The sequence below is a fragment of the Kiloniella sp. genome (genome assembly GCF_048270245.1).
Lineage (GTDB): Bacteria > Pseudomonadota > Alphaproteobacteria > Kiloniellales > Kiloniellaceae > Kiloniella.
Window position 1 is genome coordinate 116,098 of record NZ_JBLWTH010000004.1, and the last position, 25,412, is coordinate 141,509.

The window sequence follows — 25,412 nt, forward strand, 5'->3', positions numbered from 1 at the left end:
TTCAGGGCTTAAAACGTTATGTTTCGCCCCTGTTATATTTGTAATTTTTAAGCGCGATGAGGATTTCGCTATGGCTAAGCCAGCTACTCAACTAATTCGCATGGTAAGCACCGCGGACACTGGCTACTTTTATGTAGCAAAGAAAAACCCGCGCACACTTACTGAAAAACTCGAGCTACGCAAATACGATCCAGTTGCGCGCAAGCACGTTATTTTCAAAGAAGCGAAAATGAAATAAGCTTTTATAGCTTAGAATAAAAAGGCCGCATTATGCGGCCTTTTTTATGTCTGATATATAGGTAATCTGGTCAACTAGGTCTTTCATTTACTCAGATCGTAACCTTATGCCCCGCCGGGATATTTTTACTGGAATGCTCAATACATACGCAGTTACGACCCATAGATTTAGCATCATATAAGGCAGTATCTGCGCGCGCCAAAAGACTATCAGCCATTTCCATTGGGTCCGAAGTCGTTGCAACCCCAACCGAAATCGTGATTGTCAATGGTTCTGCAGATCCCGGCACCTCAATAGGTTTATCCCCGACTCGTGATCGAAGCCGTTCAGCAACGGTAAATGCCTGCTCAGAAGAAGCACTAGGCATAATAACAACAAATTCTTCGCCGCCATAACGTGCGAGCATATCAAAATCACGAACGGCATCAGTAACCCGTTTAGCCAGGACTTTAAGAACTTCATCTCCGCTCGCATGACCATAAGTGTCATTCACCTTTTTAAAGTGATCAATATCGAACATAAGCGTTGATACTGGTTTGGCCGTTTCTGCAATTTCCATAATTGCTCGATCCAAGTGCGCGTTCATATAGCGCCTGTTAAACACGCCTGTCAGTGGATCTGTGTACGCCATAGCAACACTTTTCTTGAGCATGTCAGTCAGGCGGTCGTGATAACGGCGACGTTTAATTTGGGTTTTACAGCGCGCACGTAATTCGTTTGGATCTATCGGCTTGACCAGATAATCCGTAACACCGATATCAAGGCCCTTAGCCAACTGAGACAGATTTTCCTCTTCCAAAACCAACAGGATTGGTACATGACGTGTTTCTTCGTGTGCACGCAGCTGAGAGCATAGCCTCAGGCCATCTTCCCCCCCTAGATCAAGTGCCACAATAAAAAGATCGTAAGACTTTTCCTGACCAAACTCGATCACTTCACGTGATTGACGGGAATGATCGACATTGTGGTCAAGCTCAGTCAAAAAATTGATAATTTTACTAGCGGTTAAATCGTTGGATTCCGCTAACAATATATTAGCATTAGAAATGGCTTCTTCTTCATCTGGTTCGCCAGATCCGATAGAATCAAACCGAGAAGAAGCTTCTTGGCGGACCCGTAACTCATCGGTCATCATTTTAAGTCGAACAAGAGAACGTACACGCGCAAAAAGCGCGACATCATTGAGCGGTTTTGTCAAAAAGTCGTCTGCGCCAACCTCAAGACCACGGACACGGTCGCTTACCTCACTTAAGGCAGTAACCATAACAACGGGTATGTGACGCGTCTTAGGATCGCTTTTTAAACGACTACAAACTTCATAGCCATCCATGCCAGGCATCATTACATCCAACAGGATGATATCCGGCATTTCTTTCGCTACGATTTCTAGTGCGGATTGCCCATCAGAAGCAGTTATCACCTCGAAATACTCTGCCATCAGCTTTGCTTCTAAAAGCCTGACATTAGCAGGTATATCGTCTACGACCAGAATCCTTGCCGCCATGAATGCTGCACTCTTTCAATATTATAAGAAAAACTGACGAGAAGGTTCTAGTTCAAGAATCTTTCTACAGTTTCTAAAAACTTTGTAACAGAGATCGGCTTTGGAATATAAGCTTCACAGCCGCCTTCCCTGATTTTTTCTTCGTCCCCCTTCATGGCAAACGCCGTCACGGCAATCACAGGTATAGCACGAAGATTATCATCTTCCTTGAGCCACTTAGTCACTTCCAGACCGGATACTTCAGGTAACTGAATATCCATCAAAATTAAATCAGGTTTGTGGGTTCGCGCTATTGAAAGCGCCTCCATTCCATCTTTTGACTGGAGGATATTATAGCCCTGAGCTTCCAGTAAATCGTGGAAAAGCTTCATATTAAGTTCGTTATCTTCGACAACAAGAACAGTTTTTTCTTTGTTCGTCTGCATAGATGTTTCCTGCCGATGCCTCCTAAAAACACATGGAGAGCCCAATGCGCTTCATTAAATGTCTCAGGTGGTTAACCATTTTCACTGAAACAATACCCTTGAATGCCACACTACTCAACTTTAGTTAACATAAGGTAACGGAAATATTGTTAAAATTAACGATAAAAACATATTTTTGCTGACTAACCCCCTAGAATCTCAAAAAATTTAAGCCATAGGCTGCATAATCAATCATATTTACACACTGATATTCATGAATGATTTTAAATTGTAAAATCTTGCAAAGCAAAGAACATAAAGAGTATAAAATAAGAACAATAAATAAACGTGAATTCCCATGCCTGATCTTTGCAGAGACTGTTTTCATTGGCGCGAAACACCCCCAATTTCCCAGGTTAAGCCAATTCGGTGCGGCAACTGTCACTCACCAAGACTGATCAATCACCCTGAACTCGGTGATCTATCAATGGCTCACATAGATTGCGATGCCTTTTATGCCAGTGTGGAAAAAAGAGATAACCCGGCGCTACAAGATAAACCAGTCATTATAGGCGGCGGGAAAAGAGGTGTGGTCTCGACAGCATGCTATTTGGCTAGACTTTATGGTGTCAAATCAGCGATGCCGATGTTCAAAGCCCTCAAAGCTTGCCCAAGCGCGGTAGTTGTCAAACCCAATATGTATAAGTACAAAGAAGAAGGCCTAAGAGTTAGAGACATGATGCAAGCCCTAACCCCCTTGGTCGAACCGCTCTCTATTGATGAAGCATTTTTGGATTTGTCCGGAACAGAAAAATTGCATGGGCACTGCCCTGCTATTACCCTTGTCAAACTTATTAAAAACATAGAAGAAAATATCGGGATAACTGCTTCTGTTGGCTTAAGCTATAACAAATCAATGGCAAAAATTGCATCTGATTTGGATAAACCACGTGGTTTTTCAGTGCTCGGACGAAGCAATACACAGGGATTTTTAGAATCTCAGCCTGTAAGACTTATTTGGGGTGTTGGAAAAAATCTAGAAAGACAACTTCACCAAGATGGCTTAAGACAGATTAAAGACCTTCTCCCCTACTCAGAAGAAGAGCTAATGAAGAAATACGGACAAATGGGGCAAAGAATGTTCCATTTTATCCGGGGAGAAGATGGAAGAACAGTTAACCCTAAATCCCCCACGAAAAGCATTTCAAACGAAACAACCTTTAATGATGATATCAAAGACTTTGATCAGCTCTCTGTCATTCTTTGGCGACTGTGCGAGAATGTTTCTCGCAATTTAAAGAAAAAGCAATTCGCGGCGGGCACGATAAACCTTAAACTGAAAACAGGCGATTTCCGCCTAATCTCCCGCAGTCGAAAAGCTTTTGCACCGACGCAACTCGCCGAGGAAATTTACCAAACAACATTGCCGCTGTTGAAAGAACAGTGTAACGGCCAACGCTTTCGTTTAATCGGTGTCGGGGGGAGTGAGCTTGTGTCAGCGGAACTTGCGGATCCACAAGACTTGCTTGATCCAGAAAAAGAAAAGCGCAAAAAAATAGAAACAGCACTAGATAAAGTTCGTGATAAGCTGGGCAACGACAGTATTCAGAAAGGTCGTTCCTATCAAAGAGCTAATAAGCAGGACACCAGAAAGTAATCCGTGATTACCCTTCTTAGGCAGGCTTGTTCGTGACTATCCACATTGCGGGGAATTATGAACTTCAAGCCCAGAGAGCTTCCCCTTTACAGAGAAATCCCCAAAATCCAAATCAATAGAAGTCACGACACCATTCTCATAAAGTGTAAGTTTTTGTTCCTGTATTGGCAGAGTACTTTTTGACCCCACCTCATAGAACGCAAGGAAAACCTTCCATGAAACCTTACCTCTTAATTCAGATGGTGTTTCATTTTCTTCATTAGGCAAGATAATCGCAGACGCCTTAAAGGCCTCCAGTTCGGCAGTTCCATCAAAAACACCCCTGTTTAAGGCAGTTTCACCCTCTTTAGCTGCAAGAATAATATCTTTTAAAAAGGCAGATGGGTAGATAACGTCTTTTAACTCAACATTTTGTTTCTCAGGCTTTGTGATCTCTGCCAGAACGGTTTCCCCTGAGTCCGAACGAGAAGACTTGCCAATATAACTGCTTTGACCAGACAGATTACCATCTTGAACCACTGTAAAACGATACCGCTGCCCATCCAACGCTTCCCAGGTATTGATATTGAGATCCATATCCATACGTTGACCTGTGCTATAAACAACACTCATTTCAAGATCGTTTGTCATGAGCCATCCACGGCAATCGGTCGTCAAATCATATTCTATTTGCCCGGCCATACTGTTAATAGCCCCTTGATGCGAACTATTTAAACGTAAGTCATAGGTTGCTTTATGCAAAAGTAAATCGACAGACTTTTGTTCTGCAATACTGGTATTAATAAACAATAACGCCGCAGCAGAAGCCGATAAAAAAATCATTTTTTTCTGCCATTTACGCATAAAAGAAATCCATTTCTATAAATTGAGGGGCCTTGAAAACCGCAGACTTTATCTAAGTACTCACTATTTCAGGCAAGATTGAGGCATATTCAACGATAAAAAATTATCTGTTATCTAAATTGTACTAGTCACATTTTACCCATCAACAGTCTTTTCTGTAAATTTACAGGAAAAAACGACACATCAATGCCAACAGACGCATCCCTAAAAATATGTTCCTGACTTTAAAACAGAGACTTAGTCATCACATATTTTCTGGCATATAAATTGCTTACTTACATCGTGATCTTTAATTGGAAATGGTGGCGAGTGTGACTTATACGGATGCATTTAACGGATCTGACTCTTTATATCCTGCAGCTTTTGGAAAAAGTGACGACATAAAACTATCGGCGGACCGCGATAATCTTATGTTTAGACTGCGCCGGATAGCCTATACCCAACCCAGCAAAAGCAAACCAATATCAGATAAACAGATCATTGAATTATTAGAAGCCGCTGCCTTGGCAGAGCAGACACTGTCCGAACAGCATGAACGTATTCGTTATTTAGAAAATCTTTCGATTACAGATGAATTGACAAGCCTTCTTAATCGTCGAGGTTTCCAAGTTGAACTTGATCGCACCCTAAGCCGTGCGACACGCACCGGAGACCAAGGCATCCTTGTTATATGCGATATGAATCACTTTAAATCTATCAATGATTCTTATGGCCATATGGCTGGTGACTGTGTCCTGAAAGAAGTCGCCAAGGCACTGGTAAAGCATTGTCGGAAAAGCGATTACATCGCACGCTTAAGCGGGGATGAATTCGCGATCCTTATGCCTAACACAGCACCAGACAGAGTCGATGCAATTATTGGCAAGCTCAACAAAATTTTAAATACGCTTATCGTACGCTGGGGCCAACACGAAATCCCGGTATCCGTTAGCGTTGGGCATGAAAAATATACAGCTGGTACAAACCCCAACCAATTACTTCATCTCGCTGATAAATCTATGTACCTAAACAAAGGCAACCAGATCGCCTGTCATCTTGGCCCTAAATACATCGAAAAAAGAACACTCTAGTTTTCAGTTACGCAGCTCTCTTCAAATTTCCAATACAAAAATGCCCTGAAAATATTCAGGGCATTTTTGTATTGTAATGATGTGACGATATATCTAGCCGTCAAATTCCATTGGCTTTAGATTATCAGCAAGATAGTCAGCATTATCAAATATTTCAGCAACTTGATCATCAACAACGATCTTGGCTGCCTTTAAGTGATTTGTCTGCGTATCAATGGCTGCGATCTCTTCGGAATAAGCAGATACTTCCGTCGGGTCAGTCGCCCCAAGTTGTGCGTCTTCAGCAAAATAACTAATTGATGTTTCCAAATCAGAAATAGCGGCGATCTCTATTTCATCCACAGGAGAAAGAGGCGCAAGCGTTGCATCTGCAACTTCAAAGTCAACATAGTCATCACACATATCCCCTTCCATCAAGCGGATAAGGGCACAATCCTGTTGCGCTACGGCCGAGATACCGTGGTCAGTCAGTGTTTTCCCGCTAAAAAAATAGCTCGCAACATCAACTGCTAATGAAGCAACCCCAATAGCAGGAGGCAGCGCACAGCCGCTCAATGTAAGCGCAAGAGTCGAAGCGACAAGAATTTTTCGCATGATATTCCCCCCAGGAATAACGATAAGCTTTTGAGAATCATGAGTCATTTAGCTTCCCCGTGCAAGGAAAACCTCCAAAAAGATCAAATTTTATCTAATTTTCGACTCCAAGCTGCGGTTGCCTTGTCGAATACACAACCACTACGAGTCAAAATCGCCCTGCCTAGATCAGTAGGGCGATTCGATTATTATTGCCTAATCCGAGTAAACCCCTGACCAATAGTCAGCGAATTAGCTCTCTTCTGTATCTTCCAAAGGCAGATCAAGTTTGATGTGCAACTCGCGCAAACGATCTTCATCAACTTCTGCTGGTGCCTGCATAAGCGGATCTTCGGCTTTACCATTCATTGGGAAGGCGATCACTTCGCGAATGTTTGGCTCATCAGCCAGCATCATCACCATACGGTCAACACCCGGTGCCGAACCACCGTGTGGCGGCGCACCAAACTTAAACGCTGACAGCATACCACCAAAGCTTTCTTCTACATCTGTGTTACTGTAGCCAGCAACTTCGAAAGCTTTATACATGATATCAGGACGGTGGTTACGGATCGCGCCAGAAGATAGCTCAATACCGTTACAGACGATGTCGTACTGATACGCGTTAATGGTCAGAGGATCCTGTGTTTCCAGCGCTTCCATTCCCCCTTGAGGCATAGAGAACGGGTTATGGCTGAAGTCAATTTTGCCTGTGTCTTCATCCGCCTCAAACATTGGGAAGTCAACAATCCAGCAGAATTTGAAAACGCTCTTGTCCAGAAGATCAAGATCAGTACCCAGCTTATTACGAACATGTCCCGCAAATTTGGCGGCAGCCAATTCTTTGTCACAAGCAAAGAACACTGCGTCTCCATTCTCTAGGCCTGCAATTTCTTTGATCTGAGCCAGACGATCTTCATCTAGGTTCTTGGCAATAGGCCCCTTAGGAACGCCTTCCTTATCATAGATGATATAACCAAGACCTGCGGCGCCTTCTTTACGTGCCCAGTCATTGAACTTGTCAAAGAAGCTACGTGGGTTTCCAGCAGTCCCCGGCGCAGGAATTGCGCGAACGACGTTACCACCTTCGATAGCACGGGCAAAAATGCCAAAGCTTGAGCCACGGAATGCTTCTGTGACGTCATTGATGATAATTGGGTTACGAAGGTCTGGTTTATCTGAACCATATTTGGCCATCGATTCTGCGTAAGGGATACGCACAAACGGATACGGAGAAACTTCGCGTCCTTCGGCAAATTCTTCGAACACACCGTGAAGCACAGGTTCGATAGCATTAAATACATCGTCCTGTGTCACATAACTCATTTCGAAATCGAGCTGATAAAATTCACCGGGGGAACGATCTGCACGACTATCTTCATCACGGAAACAAGGAGCAACCTGGAAATAACGATCAACACCACCAACCATCAACAGCTGTTTGAACATCTGTGGTGCCTGTGGCAGCGCGTAGAATTTACCAGGGTGAATACGGCTAGGAACCAAGAAATCACGTGCACCTTCAGGGCTGGACGCCGTTAGAATAGGTGTCTGGATTTCCATGAAGTTCTGTTCAATCATCCGACGACGTAGAGAGGAAATCACACCTGAACGAAGCTTCAGCTTCTTCACCATCTTTTCACGGCGTAAATCCAGATAACGATAGCGCAGTCTTGTGTCTTCGCCAGCGTCTTCATCAGAATTCACCTGAAGCGGCAACACTTCTGCACGGGACTGGATTTCAAGCTCACGAACGCGGACTTCGATCTCACCTGTCGGCAAAGCCCCGTTAATCGTCTCAGCCGTACGAGTAACCACATCGCCTGTCACAGTGATCACAGATTCAACACGTGTACTTTCCAGCATTTCAAAAAGTGGGCTAGAAACATCAACGACACACTGGGTAATACCAAAGCTATCGCGTAGATCTACAAAAAGAAGCTGACCGTGGTCACGTTTACGGTGAACCCAACCAGAAAGGCGAACCTGCTGACCTTCATCTGAAAGGCGCAGTTCAGCACAGTTATGTGAACGATAAGGATGCATAGTATTTCCTTTGGTATTATAGCTATCTCGATCCAGCAATTTTTATGTAGAGCGATTAAAACCGAACCTTGCAGGCTATCGATTTCAATTCAAACTTTACACACTGCCAAAATCATAAATTATTCCGTTGGAAAAAGGCATCAGATTGGCAATTTGTCAAGGTTTTGCGCCTCAACTTTGAAGAAAGTGACTAAATAATTTTCACAAGCAGCAAATTATGCGGATATCCCCCCTATCAGAAAGTCATTTTTGCTTATTAACCATATTCATCTTTCTAAGCAGGGATCAGGCACGTATAGTCGCGTCATGACATTGATTACATCCAGTAAAGAACTATCAGATCTCTGCCAGGATTTGGCTAAATCTGATGTCGTAACCGTAGATACAGAGTTCCTTCGGGACCAAACCTATTGGCCCAAACTCTGTCTTGTCCAGCTCGCTGATACTCATAATTATGCAGCTATTGATGTACTGGCGCCTGACATTGACCTCACACCACTTTTTGATTTGATGAAAAATCAAAGTGTGTTGAAAGTTTTCCACTCGGCACGCCAGGATCTCGAAATCTTCTGCCTTCTCATGGACGAAGTTCCAGCGCCGCTCTTTGATACGCAGCTGGCAGCCATGGTTTGTGGTTTTGGCGATTCGATTGGGTATGACAATCTCGCTAAAAAACTTCTGAATGTAGATATTGATAAATCCGCCCGCTTTGCAGATTGGTCCAAGCGTCCCTTGACGCCCAAACAGATATCCTATGCCATTTCAGATGTTACCCACCTGCGCGATATCTATGCAAAATTACGCTCACAGATTGACAAAAATGGTCGTGAACACTGGCTCGCCGAAGAAATGGCCATACTTGAAGATCCAGAAACCTATCGCCAGGATCCTGATACAGCTTGGTTGAGATTAAAAACAAGATCCAATGATCGTCGCTATCTTGCTATATTGAAAGAACTGGGCGCGTGGCGAGAACGCGAAGCACAACGACGCAATACACCGCGCGGCAGAGTGGTTAAAGACGAACAGCTTTACGATATTGCTTCCAACCGACCAACCAATGCCAAGGAACTTTCCAAGACCCGTGGTGTCTCGGTTGATATGGCAGAAGGTCGTCTTGGAAAGGAAATCCTTGCGGCAGTTAAGATCGCGATGGATCTACCTAAAGATTCCTGTCCAAAAGCAAAAGAACGCCATATCCCTAACAATGGACTTGCCGCAATCATTGACCTGCTCAGAGTTCTGCTCAAGCAATGCTGTGATGAATTTGATGTCGCACAAAAACTCATTGCCAACAGCAGCGATCTGGAAAAAATTGCAGCAGATGATAATGCCAAAGTCCGTGCACTAACTGGCTGGCGCCGCGAAGTCTTCGGTGACAAGGCGTTACGTCTAAAAAAAGGTCTCATTGCTCTTAGCATCAAGGATGGCAAGCTTGTCGTGGAGGATCTCGGCTAAACTGCGGAGAGCTAATTTCTATCTCTGCAATAGGGTTGCTACGACAGGTATTTTTCATACCTGTACGATCTATACCTGTGCCCTATTCACAGGAATAGTATTACTATTCTCATCCCCCGCGTTAACGGCACCACAAAAGCCGCCCGCACCTTTGCTCGCCTTTCCCGTAGCATGTGACACCGATAGCGATTGCTTTATTCAACACTACTTTGATTACGATCCCGGCCCCGAAGCTCTGGACCACACCTGTGGTATTTTGACCTATAACGGGCATCAGGGCATAGACATAAGAGTTAGCTCTCCACAGTGGAAAGAAAGCGGCTTCCCTGTTCTGGCTGCTGCAAAGGGCAAAATTGAAATTATCAAGGACGGGATTCCAGATCGTGCCTTGAATCAACAAGAAATCAAATCTTCCCTAGGCCTGGCACCAAAGCCAAGCAACTCAGTGGTCATTAACCACGGCGATGGCTGGCGCACACACTATGGCCATTTACGCCAAGGCAGTGTGATCGTCAAACCCGGGCAAGAGGTCTCTCAGGGATCTCTTTTGGGTCTCGTTGGCCTATCAGGGTCAACAAGTTTTCCTCATTTACACTTTCACCTTTCCTACAGAGGGCAAAATATTGATCCCTTTACAGGCATGACAGGTCGTGAGGGCTGCGATCAAGCGGCAACAGGACGTTCTTTTTGGTCAGCAGAGGCCAATGCCAAGCTTGGATACAAAGATGCTGGCGTTTTCCGTACTGGTTTTTCAGATCATTTTCCAGATTATGAAGAGCTTGATACCCTGAAGGTTGAAATCAATCTTTTCCCTGCTGATAGCAAAGAATTTTATTTTTGGGTCAGCCTATGGGGTATCCGACAGGGTGATATGGAAGAGTTAAAAATACTCTTACCCGACGGTGATGTATATCGACGGAGTGACGAGATCGAGAAAAGCTCGGTCCAAGGGCTAAGGGGATTTTACTACAGCAGAAGTCTGCCTTTACCAGCAGGAACCTATCAAGTTAACTACAAGCTTCGTCGCAAAAAAAATCAGAGAGAACCGGAAACAATTATAAACATAGACCGGTCCATGGAAATTTCCTCCCCAACAGAAATATTCTCGTCACCAAACTAATATCCAGTACCTCCAATTTACATGGTAAAGTACCTCAACAGTCTTTAACGTCTCTCTTAGAGAAGCCTTTTCAAACGCGGTGTCGACCGTTTATCTTTTAATGAGGTACCGCGCCCAGAAAGAGAGGGATTGTTCATAAAGTAGTTATGAGCAGAGAAACTCTCCTCGCATCTTTCTTTACGAATATAGCTACCATCAGCTTGTAAATCCCAGGATTGAGCTGTGTCATTTAATGTCGCGATCATAACCTGCTCGAGCACTTGTTGGTGAACCGTTGGATTTTCGATCGGTACAAAACTCTCAACTCGCCGATCAAGGTTTCGCGGCATCCAGTCTGCTGATGAAATAAAAACTTTGTTTTTTCCGGATGGAATTGTGTGACCATCACCAAAGATAACAATACGCCCATGTTCCAGATAGCGACCAACCAATGATTTAACACGAATGTTTTCCGACAAGCCCGGAACCCCCGGACGCAGACAACAGATACCACGGATGACCAATTCGATAGACACCCCAGCCTGAGATGCTTTGTAAAGCTGATCAATAACCTGACGATCCACAAGCGCATTCATCTTGGCCCAGATCGTGGCGGGTTTACCTTCTTTGGCCAATTCGATTTCTCTTTGAATATACTGCAATAACCTTTCCCTGAAGGTTAGCGGCGCATAGTCAATTTTCTCCATCGGAAGCGGCTTGGCATAGCCTGTAATGTAGTTAAAGAGCTTTGCCGTATCACGACACAATGCCTGATCAGAACTAAAGAACGAAAGATCAGTATAGACCTTGGCTGTAATGGGGTGATAGTTGCCTGTACCATAGTGCACGTAGGACTTTAACTTTTTACCTTCACGACGGACGACCAGCGATAATTTTGCATGGGTTTTAAGCTGAATAAATCCATAAATAACCTGAACGCCTGCGCGTTCCATATTTCTGGCCCAACGGATATTACGCTCTTCGTCAAAACGCGCTTTCAATTCCACCAGTGCCGTCACTGTTTTCCCGCGTTCAGCAGCCTCGATCAGGGCTTTAACAATCGGAGAATCTTCACTGGTTCGATAAAGCGTCTGCTTGATGGACACAACAGCCGGATCTTTTGCTGCTTGTCGAACGAACTGAACAACAACGTCAAAACTTTCATAGGGGTGATGAACCAGCAAATCTTTTTCCCGGATTGCCGCAAAACAATCACCACCGAATTCTCGGATACGTTCAGGAAAACGCGGTGTATAAGGTTGAAAAACCAAATCCGGACGATCTTTGACAATAAGCCGCTTAGTATCGACAAGCCCCAAAAGCCCTTCAAGAACAAATATCCTCTCGGGGTCAACATCTAATTCCCGCGTTACAAAAGCCCGTAAATTTTCCGACATATTGGCGTCAATAGAAAGACGGATACAGCTTCCTCTACGGCGGCGTTTAAGCGCACTTTCAAAAACCCGGACCAGATCTTCCGCCTCTTCTTCAATCTCGATATCACTATCTCGGAGCAATCTGAAATGCCCGACACTAATAATATCAAATCCCGGGAATAACTGCGACAAATGTAAGCGAATGACTTGTTCCAAACGAATAAAGCGATGATGCTCGCCCGGTATCCGAATAAAACGATTTAGCTGATGCGGCATCGCAATCAAGCCATTTATATATTTATCGCCCTGTACATCTTCCAATTCCAGCACCATGCAAAACCCATGATTTGGAACAAAGGGAAAAGGATGTGCCGGATCAATTGCAATTGGTGTCAGGATGGGAAATACCTGATCCTGAAAATATTCAGCCAGCCAAACTTTATCCTGATCCGTAAGCTCATCAACACTTAAAAGATCAAAATCTGCCTGTCTTAATTCCTGTCTTATAGAAGACCAGATAAGCTGCTGACGGTGCATCAGCTTTGCTGCTTGCGCATCAATTGCCTTCAGCTGTTGATCAGGGCTTAACCCGTCCTGACTGCGCGAGGTAACACCCGCATTCACCTGCCCCATCAGACCAGCAACACGCACCATATAGAACTCATCCAGGTTACCTGAAGAGATCGACAGGAATCTTAGCCGTTCAAGTAGGGGGTGAGATGGATTATCAGCCTCTTCGAGAACACGTTCGTTAAAGGCAATCCAGGAAAGCTCTCGGTTTATAAACCTGCTTGGAGAATCAGCCGCAATAGACAATACTTCACCCTCTTGCTGAGAGTTTTTTGCTCTTTTATCTTGTTGAGCTGCCTTAGCGGTCATAAATGTCTCCTGAATTGTGGGTAAAAGAATTTTACGTAAATACTGTAAAATAATAGTAAAAATATATCTGGCTATCTATGTAGTATAGTCAATAGCCCAAAGAAAACTAGCTCGTAATATACTTGTGTTGTCATATGAAAAAAATTTATCTTGCACGCCACGCTACAACCCACTATCCAAAGCAAAACCAGCAAGATCGGGATCGACCTCTTACCGAGAAGGGACTGAACGAAGCCAGTTGGCTGAGCAAAAAAATGAGCGATGTTTCTCCATCGATTATCATTACCTCATCAGCGGTAAGAGCTATGGAAACTTCTGCTGTTATCAAAAAGACATTAGACCGCGGTATCGAATTGAAGAGTTTTCCTGAACTTTATCTCGCTGCTCCTCAGATTATATATAAAACGTTGATTGAATTATCTGACCAGCACACGACAATTGTACTTGTCGGGCATAATCCGGGACTTAGTCAGTTTTTGTTCGACATAAGTGGGCCAAATTCTGAGAATACAGCTCTTCAACGAATTTATGGGGGGCTTCCCCCTGCTGGATACGGTATTCTAAAAAGCACAAGCACCGTCTGGGCCGATCTGACAAAAGAAAATACAGAATTGGAACATATTTATTTTCCAGGAGAATAACGCACACAAAAAAACCTTTGTTGCTTTACGTCTTAAACCATCCCTTGATAACCAAAGATCTAGGCTTCGAGAACAGACTTAATGAAGGGTATTGTTATCTCGCGTTGCGAAGCCAAAGATTCCTGATCAAGAACAGAGACAATCTCACGCGCAGCCTGAAACGACCGATCCAGCCTCAGAACCAAAAACCTTAAAACTTCTTTGGATATCGTCAACTGACGATCATAAAACAATTTTACCAGCAAGGCTTCGAACAAAAACTCATCCGGTGCGCCCATCTCAAAGGATGGAATAGCAGATAGCCGCGATGATAGATCAGGCAAGGAAACACCCCACCGAGCTGGAGCCTCTCGCCCCGTGAAAAGAAGATATCCCGCCTCTTCTCGAGCATAGTTGTATAGATGAAAAAGCTTCCGCTGTAGCTCTGCATCTTGCGTCAAGTCTTCCTGAATATCATCGAGAATACACCCACCCTGTTTTTTCAAAAGCTCGGTTGGTTCTGACGCCAATAAATCCTTGGCAGTAACAAAAACAGCAGCACTTTCCATTCGCCAAACATGGGCAAGATGCGTTTTCCCGCAACCAGATGGTCCATAAAAGGCAAGTGCGTGCCCCGGCCATTCCGGCCATTGATCAACACATGCGACCGCAACCTCGTTGCAAGGTGCAACAAGGAAATCTTCTCGTCCAAGGGCTGGACGATGACCAAAATCTAGCGGCAGCTGTGAACTATCCATTTATGATGTAAGCCGTTTAACTACTTCGTTATTTAGGTTGAATATTTTACGAATCTTTATCCTGCAGATTCTTGGGGCGATTGATACCATAATAATAACGACTGTCCATATATTCGCTCAAGGCAAAACGAGCACCAACGCCAATAACAGCTGCAACAGGCAAAGCCAACAGCATGCCAACAAAGCCAAACAAAGCGCCCCCGGCTAGTAAACCGAAGATAACCCATACAGGGTGCAAACCTATTTTCTCTCCGACAAGTTTTGGGGTCAAAATGTTACCTTCTAAAATTTGTCCGGCAAAAAAGACCCCGGCAACAACCGCAATTGGCCCCCAGCTATCAAATTGGAAAAAGGCCAATCCGACAGACAAAATCAGACCAATGATGGACCCAACAAAAGGAATAAAGGAAAGCAGACCAGCCACCATACCCAGCACAAGGCCAAAATTAAGCCCCGACAGGCTGAGGCCAACAGCATAAAACCCGCCTAGCACAAGGCAAACAGTGCCCTGCCCCCGAATAAATCCGGCCAAGGTTTCATCAACTTCTTTTGCTAAACGACGGATTGTTTCCAATTGTGACCTTGGCAACCAGCTATCAACTTTGGCGACAATTTTGTCCCAATCTCTAAGTAAATAAAAGGTCACGACAGGCGTGATAACCAGTAAGGAAACCAGATTGGCAAATGCCACACCACCGTCGATTAAGCTGCCCGCAAAACGAGAAAGCCACTGTGTTACGGATTTCAGGCTGTCCCCAAAAGCTTCTTTAAGATTAACGACACTCGTCGGATCAACGCGATCTTCAATCATCAACAGCAATTTGCTCATCTGTCCCCGAACTGCTTCGACAAGTTTCGGGAGGCTTTCGACCAGGTCAACAGCCTGCCCAATCAAAGCGGGAACAAGCAGAATGAGAGCAACGATAAGTATCAATAAAAAAGCAATCGTGACGAGCGTTGTGGCAAGAACACGTGACACCCCCATCTCTTCGAGCTTGTCACACACTGGATCGAGAAAATAAGCGATTGCCATACCCGCAACAAAGGGCAGCAAAACCGAGCGCAACACATAGACAGATAATAGAAAAACAACCAGCCCAATAAGCCAGAATCTAATTTGACGTTCGGCCGTCATTTTATTCCCCTCAATCGTTTATTGCCGATCACAATTACCTAACGTCTCTTTCAAGAGAGAGGCGTTAAATCATTCACTAACCTCTTCCTCGGAACCAAGATTAATTTCTTGTTCTGGAACAATTACCTCATCGACAACGGTTTCTTCGGGCGGAAGATCCTGATTAATTTGAGATGGAAGCGTAAGGCCTTGTTGGACCTTTGGCCTATTTAAAATCTGCAGCTCCCAAATGCTTCGCTGGTTCAGGACAAGTGCCAAATCCTTTTGCGCCAGAGCCAACGACAATTGTCTTTCATCCCCAGCGAAATAAACGTCGAGATTCACTTGTGTACGATTAATAGACCGGGTTTTTACTTTGTTGATCGCCGGAACCCCCTCTAACCGGTTATTTACCAATACCCAATCCTGCAAGCCTGATATTGGAACTTCGACCTGTATCCATCGCTCAACCCCAAACTGTAACAGGTTCGCCTGTTTCCAATCATGTTGAAGAGAATTATCAAGTGATCGCGCGGCACGCCGCAACATTTTTTGTGTTGTTTCGCCTTCTGATTTGTTCACATTCAGCTGATAACGTCGACCTTCACCAAAACGACCGACACGAACAGCAGACACTTTCGCAGTAGCACCATCATTGTTGATTTCTGCCACAGACAGAAAAACATCACTACTGCCGTACTTTGCCGCCAGTTTCCATAAACCTTCGCTGCCCGCTAAGGCCCCCTTTGCATCCACCAAAGAAAGATCATCAAGATCACCCAATGGCATTGTCACCGGAACCAGGCCATTACTAGTACCAACACCGCCCCAAGCTGTTCGCCATTGATTACGATCTTCCCACAGCAGGTTTGACCCCGCTCTTTTTTCAATGGGGATAATCAAAACCGGCTTACTCACTGTTTCCGCGATTGCGGCACCAGAATTACGAAATAACGCCCGAGTCTGCGATTCTTTAAACCGCACCGTCATATTTGCGATATATCGAACAGAAGATGATTTTTCTGCAGTTAAAGATATATCCAACACATAATTCAGCGCATCATTAGAATTCAATTTCGGAATTTTTGCATGATCATGTTCAGGCACAAGTTTACGAACCAGAGCACGAAAAGCCTTTTCATAACCTTGACTTAACGCATTTTTTTTCGCCTCGATCACTGAATTGGCCGTTGCATCAACGGGTATATCACGAACCGTATAAACTTCGTTCGCCGCCAAAGCAGGCGAATGACAAAGCCCTGTCACGAGCCCAAAAAAGGTTGTTAGAAATGCTGTCTTATAGAAAAAGCGGCGAAACCGCATTGCAAACCATCCCGGATTAAGTATCTTCCCAAATTACAGAGCCTAATACCGAATGCATTAGGTCGTATCTGAACCTGATAATAACCTCGAACTGTGACTATTCAATGAGACTGTTATCTCATTCGTATAAGTCATAATCGCTCGGTGTCATTAACCGGCTAGAAATGATCCGGGATTATTATCAGGTTCAGACACTTGAGTACATTAATACTCGAAGTTACAGGAGGATACCATAAGTACCATCCCTAATAATCCTGATTCCTTGAGCTACAAGGATGCCGGAGTTGATATCGACGCGGGAAATGAGCTTGTTGAAGCCATTAAACCCCTTGCAAAATCAACTGCTCGTTCAGGCTCCATGGCTGGTCTTGGTGGCTTTGGCGCTTTCTTTGACCCCAAAGCTGCTGGCTTTACTGATCCTCTTCTCATTGCCTGTAATGATGGTGTCGGGACGAAACTGAAAGTTGCCATTGAAGCGAACAAACACGACACTGTGGGAATCGATCTGGTTGCCATGTGTGTAAATGACCTTGTTGTGCAGGGCGGTGAACCTCTCTTTTTCCTCGATTACTATGCGACAGGTAAACTGAGCGTTGAAGCTGGGCGCGATATTATTGCAGGTATTGCAGAAGGTTGCGTGCTTTCCAACTGTGCATTGATCGGTGGAGAAACTGCTGAAATGCCGGGCATGTACAGCGATAATGATTACGATCTAGCTGGTTTTTCTGTCGGCGCGGTTGAACGCGGGCAAGCCTTAACCGGTGATCTGGTGAACGACGGTGACGTTGTTCTTGGCTTGGCATCAAGCGGTCCTCATTCAAACGGCTACTCTCTCATTCGTAAGATTGTTGAGATTTCTGGTCTAAAATACAGTGACCCCGCTCCTTTCCAGGATGGCGTAACTCTTGGCGAAGCTTTGCTTACCCCAACACGTATTTATGTAAAAAGCTGCCTTGAGGCTATCCGCGCCTTTGGTCCCCATGGTGAAGGCGTAAAGGCCTTTGCTCACATCACCGGGGGTGGATTTGTCGAAAACCTACCGAGGGTTTTACCCAAAGGCCTCGGCGTAACAATCAACGGTATTTCCTGGCCTATTCCACGTGTCTTTAGCTGGCTTGCTAAAGTCGGAGGGATTGATGAACACGAAATGATGCGCACATTCAACTGCGGCATTGGCATGGCTGTTGTGGTTGCCGCCGACAAAGTAGAAGATGTTACAGGTATTCTTCAAGCTCAAGGGGAAACCGTTGTGTCACTTGGCACAGTAGAAACCCGCAGCGATGGCGAAGAAGCCGTTCAGATTGAAAGGCTTGCAGAAACGTGGCCCGCTTAAAAGTTGGCGTTCTGATATCTGGCAGGGGAAGTAATCTGCAGGCTCTTTTAGATGCCGCAGCAGATCCCGCTTTCCCTGCTGAGCTTGTATTAGTTGTCTCTAACGTTCCAGACGTCGCAGGGCTGGAACGCGCAAAGAAAGCTGGTGTTGCGACAGCAACTGTAAATCATCGCGACTATAAAAGTCGTGTTGATTTTGATAATGCCGTCACTGAAACCTTGGAAAATTCAGACGTTGAATTCGTCTGTTTAGCTGGCTTTATGCGTCTGGTCACAAAAGAATTTGTTGAACATTGGCACAACCGTATGATCAACATCCATCCTGCACTATTGCCATTGTTTCCCGGTCTGGACACACATCAACGTGCGCTGGACGAAGGATGCAAGCTTCACGGCTGTACCGTCCATTTTGTCCGCCATGAAATGGATAGCGGCCCTATTGTTGGTCAAGCGGCAGTGCCCGTTCTCCCAGCAGATACAGAAAGCACTCTCGCGGCCCGCGTCCTCACCGCAGAACACAGGCTCTATCCGGAATGTTTGAAGCTCATTGCCCAAAAGAACATCACAATCTTGGGCAATAAGCTCACCTTCAAGCAAACATCACAAACAACAGAAGAAATGATCTGTAATCCTTGAGCTTGATAATTGGCAATTACAACGCAGATTGTTCTCCACAAAAACCGCAGCCTGAATCAGGACTGCGGTTTTTGATATTCCATACCATTTTGTTAAAACGAATTGCCTCTGTCTATTGAGGCATTAAAACTTATCAATAACGACCACACCACTTGGCGACATTGTCGACATCTTCATCAGCACATCAGCCCCTTCTTGTAAGCCCACAGTACGATCAATGAGCTTTTCAGGGGAAAGTTCACCTTTGATAATCATGTCAAGCATCTGACCGTATTGATGACCTTGCATACCATGGCTTCCCAGCAGATCAAGCTCTCGACCTATGACCAAATTCATCGGGATATTCATATCCTTATGATCACCCGCCGCCAGACCAATTTGAACATGCCTTCCACGCTTCGCTAGACAGGCAATCGAATTATATGCCGTTATCGGTGATCCCAAAGCATCAATAGAAACCTCTGCACCACCGCTCGTAATAGACAAAATAGCTTCGATAACATTATCAACTTTCGCCGCATTAATCACTTGCTCTGCACCCAACAACTTTGCCTGTTCCAAGGTCTGATCATTTACATCAATAGCAATAACCCTGGCCCCTAGGGCACGAGCAATCATCAAGGAACTCAAACCAACACCACCACATCCGTGCACGGCGACCCATTGTTCAGGACCAACTTGGCCACGTTTTACAACACCACGAAAAGCTGTCATAAAACGGCACCCCAAACTGGCAGCAACCACATGATCAAGCTGATCAGGCAAAGCCACCAGATTAACATCGGCATATTCGACAGCCATATACTGTGCAAAAGCGCCCCAGCCCGTAAATCCGGGTTGAAAGTCGTCATCACAGATATGCTCATTTCCCTTTGCGCAAGACGGACAGCGGCCACATCCACAGCTAAAGGGAACAATAACCTCATCCCCTGTCTTCCAACGTGTTACCCCGTCTCCAACAGCAACAACTGTTCCTGCACATTCATGCCCGGGCACATGAGGAAAGCCCGTAATTGCGCCGTCATGACCAACCCAACCATGCCAGTCACTCCGGCAAACCCCATTGGCTTTGACTTCAAGTACAACACCACCAACCGGAGGCGTTGGGTCAGCTAAGTTACCAACTTTGATATCGCCATTGAATTCTTCATAATAAGCAGCACGCATGGATTTTCTTCTTAAAGACAGGGAACAGGTAATGATTTTACAGGATACTCAGAAATATCCGGCTTGAAAATCAAAACACAGTTAAGTCTGAACAAAGAGAGACAAAACAATGCCAGTCCTAGCTATAAAAACCAGTTCAGACTTGAAAAAGCGCCAACCTTTGGTAAAGTCATCTTGAATTTGGCCTCTGGCCAGATATAGATATTTGTGGAACAGAGGATCACACGATAATGACAAACGAAGAACTAACAGTTGAACGCCAACGCGGCTGGGAAAGCTTTACAAAAGTTTCCACATATTCTGTTATCGCAATTATGATCGTTCTTGGCCTAATGGCAGCAACACTGGTTTAAGTTTACTTGAACTAACTTAAAAAGGAGGCTGAAAAGCCTCCTTTTTTTATTGCTCGCCTCACACGACAACAAACCGATCAAGCGCCGAAAACAACTGCTCGATATCATCTTTGCTGTTATAGAGATAAGGTGACACACGAATACCTTCACCTCTTTCACTGACAAAAACGTTTTCAGTCGCAAGTTTTTTCGCCAGATTTTCAATCTTTTGATTTGGAAAACTGATGCCGATAATATGAGCGACCCTGTTTTCGCCGATTGGGACTTTCCAGCCCCGCTCCCCTGCCATTTCAGCAACAAGGTTAGTCATTGGCCTGAGTGTTTCTTGAACTCCTTCTGCCCCCCATTTACTGACCTGGGTTGCTGATTCCAAAGCCATGGACAGAAGAATAAAGTTATTACGTCCCCCCATTTCATAACGTACCGCGCCAGCTTTGGGCTGATGCATCCCGAAAGACGAATCTGGATCATCACAGTTGAATTTATTGTATTCAATTGATTCCCCTTCTTGCCATTTAGGCGCAGCGTAAAGAAAGGCAGATCCAACCGGGCTTAGAAGCCATTTATAAGAAGAACAAATAAGGAAATCAGGCTGGATAGCTGTAACGTCAATTGTCATTGCACCCACCGCCTGGGTCGCATCGATAACCAGCGCCGCGCCTTTATCCCTACAACGATCTCCAACGGCAACGAGATCGATCTTACTACCATCAGTCCAATGACATGGTGGCAGTGTTACAATTGCAGTTTTCTCGGTTATCGCCTCAAGTACATGAGGTGTCCAATCGTAGTCATCAGGACGCTTAACAACGCTTAATTCACCCCCACATGCATTAGCTTTCTGTTCCCATGCAATAACATTAGACGAAAATTGCCCCTCTAGCAGAACAATATTTTGCCCCTTATCGAGAGATAGATTCTTTGCCGCCGTGGCAACACCATAAGCTGTGGAAGGAATAAGAGCGATATCGTTCGTTTGGGCAGAAATCATTTGCGCAAGAAGGGCCTTCAGTTCGCCCGAACGCTCATTCCAGAAATCCGGATCGAGAGTCCAGGGATTTGATTTGATCGCCAACCCTGCATCGCCGGCAATTTTGGCGGATTTCAACATGGGTGACTGCGCAGCGCAATTCAAATAACAAATATCAGAAGGGATATCAAAAAGGGGTTTCACGTTATCTATCATCGGACCTTACCAAAAACTATTTGAATTTTACCGTTAAAATGCGTCAAGACATTCATTACGGCAGATTGGTTGTATTGCGAGATAAGAATGATCGTACGAACAAGAAGAGTACACTTAATTTTTGCCGTCAGAAAAATTGAATGCGGACAAATTGTAAGCAGACAAAGCAAAAAATAAGGAACAGTATTTCCTACAAAAAAAGGGAAGCCGAAGCTCCCCTTTTCAATCTCGTATAGTCAGAAAGACTATTAGCCAACCAATTCAGCGTCTGAGAAGAAATATTTGATTTCTTCAGCAGCTGTTTCAGGAGCATCAGAACCGTGTACAGAGTTTTCACCGATTGAAAGTGCGAACTCTTTACGGATTGTACCTGCATCTGCTTCGGCTGGGTTAGTTGCCCCCATAACTTCGCGGTTTTTAGCAATCGCGTTTTCGCCTTCAAGAACCTGAACAACAACTGGCTCAGAAATCATGAAATCAACGAGTTCACCAAAGAAAGGACGCTCTTTATGAACAGCATAGAAACCTTCAGCCTGTTCGCGGCTCATGTGAATACGCTTGGAAGCAACGATGCGAAGACCAGCTTCTTCGAACTTAGCAATGATTTTGCCAGTCAGATTACGCTTTGTGGCATCGGGTTTAATGATAGAGAAAGTACGCTCAAGAGCCATGTCAGGCACTCCTACTTTAGATAAAGAATGGAAATCGTTTGGCGGCCTTATACAGCCAGAAATGCTTTGGGGCAACTTTAATTACATGACATCTCTGTGTTAGCAGTTATCCGGCAGTTATCCGAGGGGACACATCCTCCGCTTCAGTCTCATAAAAACAAATTTTTTGCCGTGAAAGTGAGGACGTAAAATCGAATTGGCATTGTTTTAGAAATATTCCTCAAGAAAACTCTTACCACAGCCTCTCTTCAGTGATATTAAGCGCACATGCTACATATTAATAACCTTACATACCGCATCGTAGGCCGCCCGATTTTCGAAGAAGCCTCTGCAACCGTTCACAAAAACGATAAAGTTGGTTTTGTCGGCCGTAACGGCACGGGTAAAACAACCCTGCTGAAAATCATCTCTGGAGAGATTGCTTCAGAATCAGGCGACATCAACGTTCCCAATAAAACCAAAATGGGGAAAGTTGCTCAGGAAGCTCCATCTGGCAATGTCAGTCTTATTGATACTGTTCTTCTATCTGATGTTGAGCGAACAGAACTTCTCAAAGAAGCTGACACGGCGACAGATCCGATGCGCATAGCTGAAATTCACGAGCGCCTTGTGGATATAAAAGCCGACACTGCACCTAGCAGGGCAGCACGGATACTTGCGGGGTTGGGTTTTAACGAAGAAGCACAGCAACAGCCCTGTTCTGCCCTTTCTGGTGGTTGGCAAATGCGTGTTGCCTTGGCCAGCCTGCTTTTTGCAGAACCTGATTTTCTTCTTTTGGATGAGCCAACCAACCATCTAGATCTGGAAGCTACAATCTGGTTGGAAAGTTATCTAAAAAACTATCCGGGAACGCTATTACTCATTTCCCATGACCGTGCCCTTTTGAATAATGTTGCCAACAAGATTATCCATCTAGAAAACCTTCAACTGAATTCCTACACAGGAAATTACGATCAATTCGAACAGGTTCGTCGGGAACGTCTTGAACACCAGGCGGCACAACACGCAAAACAACAAGAACAGCGCAAACACATTCAGAGCTTCATTGATCGTTTTAAAGCCAAAGCGTCAAAAGCCAAACAAGCACAATCTCGCGTCAAGATGTTGGAACGTATGCAGCCTATTGCTGCTGTTTCAGAAGACAGTACCTTGGCTTTTGATTTCCCCTCACCAGAAGAACTTGCGCCACCGCTGATCAACCTTGACCGTGTGGATATCGGGTATGAGCCAGGCAAACCAATCCTTAAGGGATTAGATCTTCGCTTGGATATGGAAGATCGTATTGCACTCCTTGGGGCAAACGGCAATGGTAAGTCCACCTTGGTGAAACTCCTTGCAGGACGTTTGGATCCTCAAGAAGGGCAGCTATACAAATCATCCAAGCTCAAGGTTGGCTATTTTGCGCAGGATCAAGCCGAAGAACTTGATCTCGATGCGACGCCGTACACCTTGATGGCCCGCTTGATGAAACCAGGAACACCCGAATCAAAAGTAAGAGCACAGCTGGGTCGCTTTGGCTTTGGCGTGAACCATGTATCAACAAAAGTTGGTAAACTATCAGGTGGCGAAAAAGCACGCCTGCTCTTCGCCTTATCAACCCGAGACGCCCCCCACATATTACTTATGGATGAGCCGACCAACCACCTGGACGTTGATTCCAGAGAAGCCCTTGTTCAGGCCATGAACGCCTTTGAAGGCGCCATTGTATTGGTCTCGCACGATCCTCATTTAATCGAACTTACTGCCGACCGTTTCTGGCTCGTCGCTGATGGTAACGTACAAGCATACGACGGGGATTTAGAAGACTATAAGCGCCTCCTGATGGAACAACGCCGAAAAGAGCGCCAAAGCTCTCGCAGATCCAACGATGTAAATCAGGGAAATGATGCACCTCGCGCAAAGAGCATGAGTAAAAAAGACAAACGTCGGGCAGCAGCAGAGGCCAGAGCTGCCGGAGGCGACCTCAAAAAAGCCGTTCGCCTCGCGGAACAAAAAATGGAAAAATTTCAAGCAAAGAAAGATAAGCTTGAGAAAGATATGGCCGACCCTTCACTCTATGAGGGCGACAACGCCAGACAGCTGGAACTCGCTAAAGAGCTGGCAAAGGTAGAAAAAGAACTCATGAAAGCAGAAACCCTGTGGCTCGAGGCTCAGGAGAAGCTTGAGTCACCTTAGGTAGGATGAAGTTTTCTGATTAATTTGTGCCAGGTTGCAATTGATATTCTTCAAGATAACGTGGCATAAATTTTTCGGTTAATTCGTCTCTGTATTTTGCAATTTTATCCCAAATTTCGTCTCGTAAATCAGGATATTTATCAGAAAATTTATGACCGAAAATTAAAAAATAATCTTTTGTTGCTATTGGCTGAGATACTTTGGTGATTCCAGATATATTATTCTTAAATATAAAGGCATCAGCAACTATTCCCTGATCGGCGACACCGTCAACCCGGCCACTTTTTAACTTTGCAAAATTATTCTTGGTTGATCTCGCCTCCTCCACCTTTATCCCTTTGTTCTTGAGATCCTTCGCAATCGAATAGCCAGAATTTGCACCAACTACTCCCTCTTGATTGATAAACCGTTTACCGTCCCAACCTACAGAGTTTTCATTCATTTTATAGAGATAATAGGATAGAACTGCTAATCGCTTGTCACCATCAGGCCTATTATCCTTCATGGGAAAGACGCCAAATTCTTCTCGTTCAGGCTTGTAAGAAAAAATAAACGCGGCATCCAACTGATCTTCCTTAAGTTCGTTCAAGATGCGGCGCCCAGGTCGTCTTATATATTCAATATCAAAGTCCAAATCACTGGCAATTTGGTTAAGCAAATCCAGTGACACACCAGGTGGTGAAGCAGGTTCAAGCCCAGTACCCAGAAAGTGTGGATAAGACGAATTTACATTGTATCCGATACGCAGCTTCATCTTGTCAGCTTCGGACGGAAAGACCAATAAACCGTTTATAATAAGGCACACCAAAAGAACCAAAAAATTATTAGCTCGGTTCAACAACATACCCCAAACCCAAGTTAAAATAGGACCCAACGCAAACTCCCCGACAGTCGCTAGGCGTAAAACAACTCCGACACTCATAGCAACAG

The 25,412-nt window shown here is 44.8% G+C and carries 23 protein-coding genes; 10 read left to right on the top strand and 13 right to left on the bottom strand.

Annotated features, from left to right (window positions below):
• The first annotated feature begins 70 nt into the window (after positions 1-70).
• Positions 71-238 (top strand): 50S ribosomal protein L33, encoded by a 168-nt coding sequence (gene rpmG, locus ACN0W5_RS10775; protein WP_046507740.1) that lies wholly within the window; start codon positions 71-73, stop codon positions 236-238.
• A 91-nt stretch (positions 239-329) separates the two neighbouring features.
• Here rpmG and ACN0W5_RS10780 read toward each other — a convergent pair whose 3' ends face one another.
• Together ACN0W5_RS10780 and ACN0W5_RS10785 are read right to left on the bottom strand one after the other, a co-directional pair.
• The gene (locus tag ACN0W5_RS10780; RefSeq protein WP_417454132.1) at positions 330-1,742 is read right to left on the bottom strand and encodes a PleD family two-component system response regulator; all 1,413 of its coding nucleotides are present in this window, start codon (positions 1,740-1,742) and stop codon (positions 330-332) included.
• 47 nt (positions 1,743-1,789) lie between these two features.
• Complete coding sequence (locus ACN0W5_RS10785) at positions 1,790-2,167, bottom strand: response regulator (RefSeq protein WP_046507735.1); 378 nt, start codon at positions 2,165-2,167, stop codon at positions 1,790-1,792.
• 337 nt (positions 2,168-2,504) lie between these two features.
• Here ACN0W5_RS10785 and ACN0W5_RS10790 point away from each other — a divergent pair, with 337 nt between their 5' ends.
• The gene (locus tag ACN0W5_RS10790; RefSeq protein ID WP_417454133.1) at positions 2,505-3,803 is read left to right on the top strand and encodes a DNA polymerase IV; all 1,299 of its coding nucleotides are present in this window, start codon (positions 2,505-2,507) and stop codon (positions 3,801-3,803) included.
• 36 nt (positions 3,804-3,839) lie between these two features.
• Here ACN0W5_RS10790 and ACN0W5_RS10795 read toward each other — a convergent pair whose 3' ends face one another.
• On the bottom strand, positions 3,840-4,625 hold the full coding sequence (locus ACN0W5_RS10795; protein ID WP_417454134.1) for an EipB family protein: 786 nt from the start codon (positions 4,623-4,625) through the stop codon (positions 3,840-3,842).
• 332 nt (positions 4,626-4,957) lie between these two features.
• Between ACN0W5_RS10795 and ACN0W5_RS10800 the strand changes: the two genes are divergently transcribed.
• Complete coding sequence (locus tag ACN0W5_RS10800) at positions 4,958-5,716, top strand: GGDEF domain-containing protein (protein ID WP_417454135.1); 759 nt, start codon at positions 4,958-4,960, stop codon at positions 5,714-5,716.
• Between the two features lie 93 nt (positions 5,717-5,809).
• Here ACN0W5_RS10800 and ACN0W5_RS10805 read toward each other — a convergent pair whose 3' ends face one another.
• Positions 5,810-6,358, bottom strand: coding sequence for a hypothetical protein (locus tag ACN0W5_RS10805; RefSeq protein ID WP_417454136.1), 549 nt, complete (start codon positions 6,356-6,358; stop codon positions 5,810-5,812).
• A 183-nt stretch (positions 6,359-6,541) separates the two neighbouring features.
• Positions 6,542-8,335 (bottom strand): aspartate--tRNA ligase, encoded by a 1,794-nt coding sequence (aspS, locus tag ACN0W5_RS10810; protein WP_417454137.1) that lies wholly within the window; start codon positions 8,333-8,335, stop codon positions 6,542-6,544.
• Positions 8,336-8,641: 306 nt separating this feature from the next.
• Here aspS and rnd point away from each other — a divergent pair, with 306 nt between their 5' ends.
• Positions 8,642-9,793, top strand: coding sequence for a ribonuclease D (gene rnd, locus ACN0W5_RS10815; protein WP_417454138.1), 1,152 nt, complete (start codon positions 8,642-8,644; stop codon positions 9,791-9,793).
• A complete protein-coding gene (locus tag ACN0W5_RS10820; protein WP_417454139.1) occupies positions 9,771-10,913 on the top strand; it encodes a M23 family metallopeptidase in 1,143 nt (380 codons plus the stop codon). Before rnd ends, ACN0W5_RS10820 begins: the two co-directional genes overlap by 23 nt.
• Positions 10,914-10,969: 56 nt before the next feature.
• On the opposite strand, the gene ACN0W5_RS10825 is transcribed toward ACN0W5_RS10820, so the two are convergent.
• On the bottom strand, positions 10,970-13,147 hold the full coding sequence (locus ACN0W5_RS10825; RefSeq protein ID WP_417454140.1) for an RNA degradosome polyphosphate kinase: 2,178 nt from the start codon (positions 13,145-13,147) through the stop codon (positions 10,970-10,972).
• A 134-nt stretch (positions 13,148-13,281) separates the two neighbouring features.
• On the opposite strand from ACN0W5_RS10825, the gene ACN0W5_RS10830 reads away from it, so the two are divergent.
• Positions 13,282-13,788, top strand: coding sequence for a SixA phosphatase family protein (locus ACN0W5_RS10830; protein WP_417454141.1), 507 nt, complete (start codon positions 13,282-13,284; stop codon positions 13,786-13,788).
• Positions 13,789-13,847: 59 nt separating this feature from the next.
• Here ACN0W5_RS10830 and ACN0W5_RS10835 read toward each other — a convergent pair whose 3' ends face one another.
• From ACN0W5_RS10835 to ACN0W5_RS10845, 3 genes are all read right to left on the bottom strand, one after another.
• Positions 13,848-14,525, bottom strand: a complete 678-nt coding sequence (locus ACN0W5_RS10835) for an HdaA/DnaA family protein (RefSeq protein WP_417454142.1) — start codon at positions 14,523-14,525, stop codon at positions 13,848-13,850.
• Between the two features lie 46 nt (positions 14,526-14,571).
• A complete protein-coding gene (locus tag ACN0W5_RS10840; RefSeq protein WP_417454143.1) occupies positions 14,572-15,660 on the bottom strand; it encodes an AI-2E family transporter in 1,089 nt (362 codons plus the stop codon).
• 69 nt (positions 15,661-15,729) lie between these two features.
• Positions 15,730-16,962 (bottom strand): DUF2066 domain-containing protein, encoded by a 1,233-nt coding sequence (locus ACN0W5_RS10845; RefSeq protein ID WP_417454144.1) that lies wholly within the window; start codon positions 16,960-16,962, stop codon positions 15,730-15,732.
• A 262-nt stretch (positions 16,963-17,224) separates the two neighbouring features.
• Between ACN0W5_RS10845 and purM the strand changes: the two genes are divergently transcribed.
• Both purM and purN read left to right on the top strand, forming a co-directional pair.
• On the top strand, positions 17,225-18,295 hold the full coding sequence (gene purM / locus ACN0W5_RS10850; RefSeq protein ID WP_417454145.1) for a phosphoribosylformylglycinamidine cyclo-ligase: 1,071 nt from the start codon (positions 17,225-17,227) through the stop codon (positions 18,293-18,295).
• Positions 18,283-18,930 (top strand): phosphoribosylglycinamide formyltransferase, encoded by a 648-nt coding sequence (gene purN, locus ACN0W5_RS10855; RefSeq protein WP_417454146.1) that lies wholly within the window; start codon positions 18,283-18,285, stop codon positions 18,928-18,930. The genes purM and purN overlap by 13 nt, the downstream gene beginning before the upstream one ends.
• A gap of 123 nt (positions 18,931-19,053) precedes the next feature.
• Here the strand turns inward: purN and ACN0W5_RS10860 are convergent, their stop codons facing one another.
• Complete coding sequence (locus ACN0W5_RS10860) at positions 19,054-20,097, bottom strand: zinc-dependent alcohol dehydrogenase family protein (RefSeq protein ID WP_417454147.1); 1,044 nt, start codon at positions 20,095-20,097, stop codon at positions 19,054-19,056.
• Positions 20,098-20,327: 230 nt separating this feature from the next.
• Between ACN0W5_RS10860 and ACN0W5_RS10865 the strand changes: the two genes are divergently transcribed.
• A complete protein-coding gene (locus ACN0W5_RS10865; RefSeq protein ID WP_299374261.1) occupies positions 20,328-20,450 on the top strand; it encodes a hypothetical protein in 123 nt (40 codons plus the stop codon).
• A 58-nt stretch (positions 20,451-20,508) separates the two neighbouring features.
• Here the strand turns inward: ACN0W5_RS10865 and ACN0W5_RS10870 are convergent, their stop codons facing one another.
• Positions 20,509-21,636, bottom strand: coding sequence for an aminotransferase class V-fold PLP-dependent enzyme (locus tag ACN0W5_RS10870; RefSeq protein WP_417454148.1), 1,128 nt, complete (start codon positions 21,634-21,636; stop codon positions 20,509-20,511).
• 248 nt (positions 21,637-21,884) lie between these two features.
• A complete protein-coding gene (ndk, locus tag ACN0W5_RS10875; RefSeq protein WP_085900674.1) occupies positions 21,885-22,307 on the bottom strand; it encodes a nucleoside-diphosphate kinase in 423 nt (140 codons plus the stop codon).
• 267 nt (positions 22,308-22,574) lie between these two features.
• Here ndk and ACN0W5_RS10880 point away from each other — a divergent pair, with 267 nt between their 5' ends.
• Entirely contained in the window at positions 22,575-24,482 is a 1,908-nt protein-coding gene (locus ACN0W5_RS10880) for an ABC-F family ATP-binding cassette domain-containing protein (protein ID WP_417454149.1), read from the top strand.
• A 19-nt stretch (positions 24,483-24,501) separates the two neighbouring features.
• Here the strand turns inward: ACN0W5_RS10880 and ACN0W5_RS10885 are convergent, their stop codons facing one another.
• Positions 24,502-25,356 carry a substrate-binding periplasmic protein gene (locus ACN0W5_RS10885; RefSeq protein ID WP_417454150.1) on the bottom strand — a complete coding sequence of 285 codons (855 nt, stop codon included), beginning with the start codon at positions 25,354-25,356 and terminating at the stop codon, positions 24,502-24,504.
• Positions 25,357-25,412: the final 56 nt, after the last annotated feature.